At 69.1% G+C, this 6,710-nt stretch carries 6 protein-coding genes; 2 read left to right on the forward strand and 4 right to left on the reverse strand.

All coding sequences use genetic code 11. The features are described from left to right. Positions 1-520 (forward strand): uroporphyrinogen decarboxylase/cobalamine-independent methonine synthase family protein (locus tag KD1_RS06535; protein ID WP_502690817.1); only part of this gene is annotated, 520 nt, incomplete at its 5' end. 45 nt (positions 521-565) lie between these two features. Here KD1_RS06535 and KD1_RS06540 read toward each other — a convergent pair. Further along, positions 566-2,101: a long-chain-fatty-acid--CoA ligase gene (locus KD1_RS06540; protein WP_068399307.1), complete on the reverse strand. Its 1,536-nt coding sequence runs from the start codon at positions 2,099-2,101 to the stop codon at positions 566-568. 43 nt (positions 2,102-2,144) lie between these two features. Between KD1_RS06540 and ligA the strand changes: the two genes are divergently transcribed. Beyond that, positions 2,145-4,292, forward strand: coding sequence for an NAD-dependent DNA ligase LigA (gene ligA, locus KD1_RS06545; protein ID WP_068399314.1), 2,148 nt, complete (start codon positions 2,145-2,147; stop codon positions 4,290-4,292). A 6-nt stretch (positions 4,293-4,298) separates the two neighbouring features. Here ligA and KD1_RS06550 read toward each other — a convergent pair whose 3' ends face one another. From KD1_RS06550 to KD1_RS06560, 3 genes are all read right to left on the reverse strand, one after another. Beyond that, on the reverse strand, positions 4,299-5,375 hold the full coding sequence (locus KD1_RS06550; protein ID WP_083542193.1) for an SGNH/GDSL hydrolase family protein: 1,077 nt from the start codon (positions 5,373-5,375) through the stop codon (positions 4,299-4,301). A gap of 68 nt (positions 5,376-5,443) precedes the next feature. Then, positions 5,444-5,890: an HIT family protein gene (locus KD1_RS06555; RefSeq protein ID WP_068399317.1), complete on the reverse strand. Its 447-nt coding sequence runs from the start codon at positions 5,888-5,890 to the stop codon at positions 5,444-5,446. A 143-nt stretch (positions 5,891-6,033) separates the two neighbouring features. Continuing rightward, on the reverse strand, positions 6,034-6,710 hold a 677-nt coding region (locus KD1_RS06560; RefSeq protein ID WP_157073213.1), incomplete at its 5' end, for an HNH endonuclease signature motif containing protein.

Here is a 6,710-nt window from a genome sequence, read left to right on the forward strand (position 1 = left end):
GCTGCCGGCCGCGCTCGCGGGACGGCTGCCGACCCAGTCGGGGTACGGCACGCTGCGCGCGGTCGATCCGCAGGACGCGGGCCGCGCGCTCACCGACACCGTCACGGCGCTCCGCGACGCCGGGGCGAGCGAGGTCTGGGTGCACTGTTGCCACCCCGACGTGCCCGTGACGATGCTCCGCCGCGCCGGGGTGGACGTACTCGCGCTCGATACGGCGATCCTGCCCGAGCCGGCCTGGGAGGCCCTCGCCGAGGTGATCGAGGCGGGTACGCGATTGGCCGCGGGTGTCGTACCGACCGACCCGGCCGGACTCGCCGGCCCGGCGATCGGTGACTGGCGGGGTGCGGCCGAGCGCCTGCAGCGCCGGTTCACCCGTCTGGGATTGCCGATGGCTCGCCTGACCGACGTCACGCTCACACCGGCGTGCGGGCTGGCCGGAGCATCGTTGCCGCAGGCTCAGCGGGTGCTGCAGACGTGCGCAGACGCGGCCCAGGCGTGTGCCGAGGCCGCGTCTGCGTAGGTCGCGCAGCTGGGTCGTACCGAAAGGTCGTGCCGGTGGGTCAGGTCAGGCCGTCGGGGCCTTGACCTCGCGGCGCAGGATCTTGCCGGTCGGGCCCTTCGGCAGTTCGGCGAGGAGCCAGACCTGGCGCGGGTACTTGTACGCCGCGACCCGGTCCTTGACGAACTGCTGGAGCTCCTCGGGCGTGGCCGACTCGCCCGCCTTGAGCGCGACGCCGGCGCCGATCTCCTCGCCGAGCTCGGCGTGCGGGATCGCGACGACGGCCGCCTCGGCGACGGCAGGGTGCTGGTAGAGCACCTCCTCGATCTCGCGCGGGTAGACGTTCAGGCCACCGCGAATGATCATGTCCTTCTTGCGGTCGACGATGGTGAAGTAGCCGTCGCCGTCGACGGTGGCGAGGTCACCGGTACGGAACCAGCCGTCCGGGATGGCCTCGGCGGTGGCCTCGGGCTTCTTCCAGTACCCCTTCATCAGGTACGCGCCGCGGATGGCGATCTCACCGACCCCGTCGCCGGGCGGGACGTCGTTGCCGTCGCTGTCGACCAGACGAACCTCGGCCAGCGGGATCGCGCGGCCGATCGTGCCCGGCTTGCTCGGTCGGTCGAGCATGTTGAACGTCACGACCGGCGAGGTCTCGGAGAGGCCGTAGCCCTCGATGACCCGACAGTCGAAGGCCGACTCGAAGCCGCGCAGCAGTTCGACCGGCATGGCCGAGCCGCCGGAGACGCAGGTGACCAGCGAGGACATGTCGGCGTCCTTGGCGTTCGGGTGGTGCAGCATCGCGCCGAACATCGTCGGCACGCCCTCGAAGATCGTCACCTTGTCGCGCTCGACCATCTCCAGGGCCTTGGCCGGGTCGAAGCGGGGCAGCAGCGTCAACGTGGCTCCGGCAATGATGCCGGCGTTGAGCGAGCAGGTCAGGCCGAAGACGTGGAAGAGCGGCAGGCACCCCATGATCACGTCGTCCTCGCCGATGCTGATGACGTCCTGGGCGGAGGTTTTGGCGTTGAGGTGGAGGTTGGCGTGCGTCAACTGGGCGCCCTTCGGCTTGCCCGTCGTGCCCGAGGTGTAGAGGATGACGGCGTTGTCATCGTCGGCACGCTCGACCGGAGCGGTGATCGGCTCGCCGGTGGTGAGGTCGCCCGGCGCCGGGCCGACCGGCGTGGAGACGAAGACCTTGGTGCCGGTGGCTTCGCCGGCCTGCTGCGCCTCGGCGGCGAAGTCGGGCCAGACGAAGGCGAACTTCGCGTCGGAGTCGGAGAAGAAGTACTCGAGTTCGTAGTGCTTGAGCAGCGGGTTGAGCGGCACCACGACGCCGCCGACCTGCTGCACCGCGTAGAAGAGCACCGGGAAGGCGGGCACGTTCGGCAGAATCAGAGCCACCCGGTCTCCGGCTTCCAGGCCGGAGGCGCGCAGATCGCCGGCGGCCTGGGCCACCATCCCGGCCAACTGGCCGTATGTCAGGGCGGCATCGTCGAGCTTGATGGCCGTCTTGTCGGGCAGCCGCGCGGCGGTCGTCGCGAGATTCTGGGCGAGGTTCACAGGTGCCTCCGGGAAGGGATTCGGGTGACGTGCATCCATTGGATCACGTCGGCTTACCGCACGGTAGGGCGCCTCGCGTGGCATGAGGGTTGTCGGTGGTGTACGGGATGATGGGTCGGTGACCGAGAATCCGCAACTCGCCCAGGCCCCCGTCCCGCAGGACGCCCGCACCCGGTGGGCGGATCTGGCCGAACAGGTCAACGCCCACCAGTTCGCGTACTACGTGCTCGACGCTCCGACCGTCAGCGATGCGGAGTACGACGCCCTGCTGCGCGAGATGAACGAGCTCGAGGGGGCGTACCCGTCGCTGCGCACCGACGAGAGCCCAACCCAACGGGTGGGCGGCACGTTCTCGACGGAGTTCCGCGCGGTCGACCACGTCGAGCGGATGCTGTCGCTGGACAACGTGTTCGCGCCCGAGGAACTGGCCGAGTGGGGCCACCGGGTCCAGCGGGACGCGAACACGCCGATCCACTTTCTGTGCGAGCTCAAGATCGACGGGCTCGCGGTCAACCTGCTCTACGAGCACGGCCGGCTCACCCGCGCCCTGACCCGTGGCGACGGGCGCACCGGTGAGGACGTCACGAACAACGTGCGCACGATCGTCGGTATCCCGCACCAGTTGCACGGCGAGAACCTGCCCGAACTGGTCGAGGTACGTGGCGAGGTGTTCTTCCCCATCGAGGCGTTCGCCGACCTGAACGCCTCCCTCGTCGAGGCGGGCAAGGCGCCGTACGCGAATCCGCGCAACTCCGCAGCCGGGTCGTTGCGGCAGAAGGATCCGCGGGTCACGGCCACGCGGCCATTGCGGATGCTCGTGCACGGGATCGGCGCACGACGTGGGTTCGAGTTGGACCGACAGTCCCATGCCTACGAGCTCCTCGGGTCGTGGGGGCTGCCCGTCTCGACGCACTACACCGTCGTCGATGATCTGGCCGCGGTGCAGGCGTACGTCACTCGGTTCGGTGAGGAACGACACTCCGTCGAGCACGAGATCGATGGGGTCGTCGTCAAGGTCGATGAGATCGCGGTCCAGCGCGCCCTGGGAGCGACGTCTCGGGCGCCACGCTGGGCGACGGCCTACAAGTACCCGCCGGAGGAGGTCAACACGAAGCTCCTCGACATCCAGGTCAACGTCGGTCGCACCGGGCGCGTGACGCCGTTCGGGGTGATGGAGCCGGTGCAGGTGGCCGGTTCGACGGTGGGGATGGCGACGTTGCACAACGCCCACGAGGTCAAGCGCAAGGGTGTGCTCATCGGCGACACTGTCGTGCTGCGCAAGGCTGGGGACGTCATTCCCGAGATCCTCGGCCCCGTGGTCGATCTGCGTGACGGCTCCGAGCGCGAATTCGTCATGCCGACGCACTGCCCGTCGTGCGGCACGGAGTTGGCGCCACAGAAGGAGGGTGACAAGGACCTGCGGTGCCCCAACTCGCGCTCGTGCCCGAGCCAGCTGCGTGAACGCTTGGCCGGGCTGGCCGGCCGGTCGGCCCTCGACATCGAGGCGCTCGGGTGGGAGGGCGCAGTGGCCCTGCTCGACTCCGGTCTGCTGACCAACGAGGCGCACCTGTTCGACTTGACCGCCGAGCACCTCTCGAGCGTGGAGTTCTTCACGCGCACCGCCAAGAAGTCCGACCCGGCCGAGGCGATCGTGGGTGGGCGTGTGCTGTCGGCCAACGGCGAGAAGCTGCTGACCAACCTCGAGAAGTCCAAGGAGCAGCCGCTGTGGCGCGTGCTGGTCGCATTGTCGATCCGCCATGTCGGTCCGACCGCGGCGCGGGCATTGGCCCAGCACTTCGGGTCGATGGCGGCGATCCGTGCGGCGAGCGTCGAGGAGCTGAGCTCGGTCGAGGGCGTCGGTGGTGTCATCGCCGAGTCGGTGCGGGAGTGGTTCGACGGTGAGGGCGCCGACTGGCACAACGCGGTCGTCGACACGTGGGCCGCAGCGGGCGTGCGGATGGCCGACGAGCGCGACGAGTCGGTCGAGCGCACCTTGGAGGGGCTGACCGTGGTCGTGACCGGGTCGCTGGAGGGGTTCTCCCGCGACGGGGCCAAGGAGGCGATCCTTTCCCGCGGAGGCAAGGCCGCCAGCTCGGTGAGCAAGAAGACGGACTACGTCGTGGTCGGTGCGAACGCCGGTTCCAAGGCCGACAAGGCGACCGAGCTCGGACGGCCCATCCTCACCGAGGCGCAGTTCGTCCGGCTGCTCGAGACCGGGCAGCCCGACTGACTGAACTCACTTCAACGCCGCGCGCAGGGCGTCCGCGTCCGCGTTCCACCCCTGGATCGTCGGGTGCACCCACTCGGACGGCTGCCGACCCGGAGCCCCGATCGGCACCAACCACGAGTTCGCCTGGTTCGGCACCGCGTGCGGATCCAGCCCGTGCGTTAGGCCACCCCACGCCGGCTTGACGTCGACGAAGGTGAACCCACCCTTGCCCGTCGTGGTGGCGTCGAGTTCAGCCATCGCCTGGGCCTGGGCCCGGTCCCCGTCGAGCTGCAGTCGATACAGGGCTGCGCCGGCGTCGTAGGTCGGTGCACCCTCGGGGATTGTGTACGACGCCATGTTGATCAGGTGCGGATAGCCGAGCAGGTAGATCTCGGCGTTGCCCTTGGACCTGTCGTGTACGGCCTTCAGCGCCGCCGAGATGTCCTCCTGCAGCCGGGGGAGCTTCGCCTCGGCAGCGCCCAACGCGACGGAGCAGTTTGTGGCGTTCCGGGCCAGCAGGCAGTGCGCCGTGATGAGCCCGAAGCCGATGTCATTGCCGCCCACGGTGAGGAACACGGCGTCGGTCTTCTGGGTCACCGCATCGATCTGCGGCGTAGCCGTGAGTTGGCAGCTCACCGTCGCGGTGACGTCCTCGCCGTCGCGATTCGACGACCTCAGCGTGTAGTCGTAGTACCAGTCCGGCTGAGCCGGAACTCCGCACAGCGCATCGTCCTTGGCGAGCCGCAGCCAGTGCTTCTCGCTGTTCGGCGACGTGCCGGGTAGCCGATACGTCGCCGTCTTCGTGGTCGGGGCGCCGAGTTTCCGCGGGTTCAGGATGTCGGCCACCACCCCGCCGGCGCAGGCGGCGGTGGTGTGCTGCGCTCCGACCGCTTGAGCCACCTGCGCGCCGTAGTTGTCCGGGGACCGCCAACAGATCGTCTCGTCATACGTGCCGGTGCCGTTCCCCGCGCTGTACGAGTCGCCGAGGGTGACGTACTCCAGCGGCGGTGGGGCTGCGGCTGCCGACTGAGCGCCTACACCCACCCCCGTAGCCGTGGCAGCCAAGGACAGCGCGGGGATCGTGGTCAGGATCAGTCGCTTCATGATGTCTCCCTCACAGACCCCGTTGAGCAGCCAATTCATCCGAAGGTAGCCCAGTGGCGCTGGCGATGTCAGGCCAACGGGCCGGGACCAGTGACGTTGGCCTCGTGACCCATGGCGCGCAGCCGCGAGCGCAGCCGCTCGGCGACCTCCTCGAACTTCGCGTCGGGCACGTCGTTCTGCACGCGGTGTGGGTCGAAGTCCTCCATGCTGAACGCCGGCCACGTGTGTACGTGCAGGTGCGGCACCAGGAAGCCCTCGCAGAGCAGACCGACGCGAGGTGCCTCCCACTCCGCCTGCTGCGCCTGCGCGATCTTCTGTGCGACGTCCATGAGGTGGGCGTTGACCTCGGGCGAGGCGTCGGTCCACTGGACGATCTCCTCGCGCGGCACGACCATGCAGTGCCCGTCGGTGATTGGCTGGATGGTCAGGAAGGCCACACAGACCTCGTCCTGCCACACGAAACGGCCCGGCAGTTCCCCGGCGATGATCTTGCTGAAGACGGAAGTGGAAGACATGCCGCCACACTAGCGAGGCACCCGTGGCTCGGCTCGTCGAAGGGCGCTCGACAATCGGCGCTCGACAATCGGCGCTCGACAAAGGAACCTCTCGCGCTGAGGACCTCGGCGCAGGCACACTTCTCCCTTGAGTCGGGGCGTGGTCATGGTCGCCTCCGGTAGGGGCGTGGCCTCTGGTGGAACCGAATCGTCATCGTGCCGTCGGGTTCCTTGATGCGTTCGTGGACGTAGTCGGGGTTGTGGATCCGTCGGTGGTCTTCCCAGCACAGGGGTAAGGCGTTGGTGAAGTCCGTTGGGCCGCCATGCTCCCAGGGCGTGAGGTGATGGATCTCGCTCCAGCCGAACGGCCGGTCACACCCTTCGGCCGCGCACGAGGTGTACATCGTCGCCAGCGCCCGGCGCTGCGGCTCGGTGAACAGCCGCCTCGCGCGCCCGACGTCCAAGGGTTGTGACTCGCCGCCCAGCACGACCGGTACCAACCCGGCGTTGCAGGCGGCGCGGCGGGCTTCGCCGGCGGAGATCTCGTGCCCGGTCTCACACGTCGCCGGCCGCGAGGTGCGGTCGGGGGCCACGAGGTCCTGGCCGCACTCGGGATCGTCGATGCTGTCCAGCGCGGCGGTCAGATCCTCCTCCCGCATCGTCACCAGCACGGTTGCCCCGTTCGCGCCGGCCAGTTCGTCGGTGGGCAGGTGCTCGAGGACCTGCGTGAACGCCAGACCCCGTTCCCGCGCCCAATCACGCGGCGACTTGGGCTCGACACCCGCGGCCACGTCGGACTCGGCGGCCTCGCAGCAGTCGGCCGGTTCCGCGGGCGCACCCG

Source organism: Kribbia dieselivorans NBRC 106261 (assembly GCF_001552435.1).
In the GTDB taxonomy this organism is placed as follows: Bacteria; Actinomycetota; Actinomycetes; order Actinomycetales; family Dermatophilaceae; genus Kribbia; species Kribbia dieselivorans.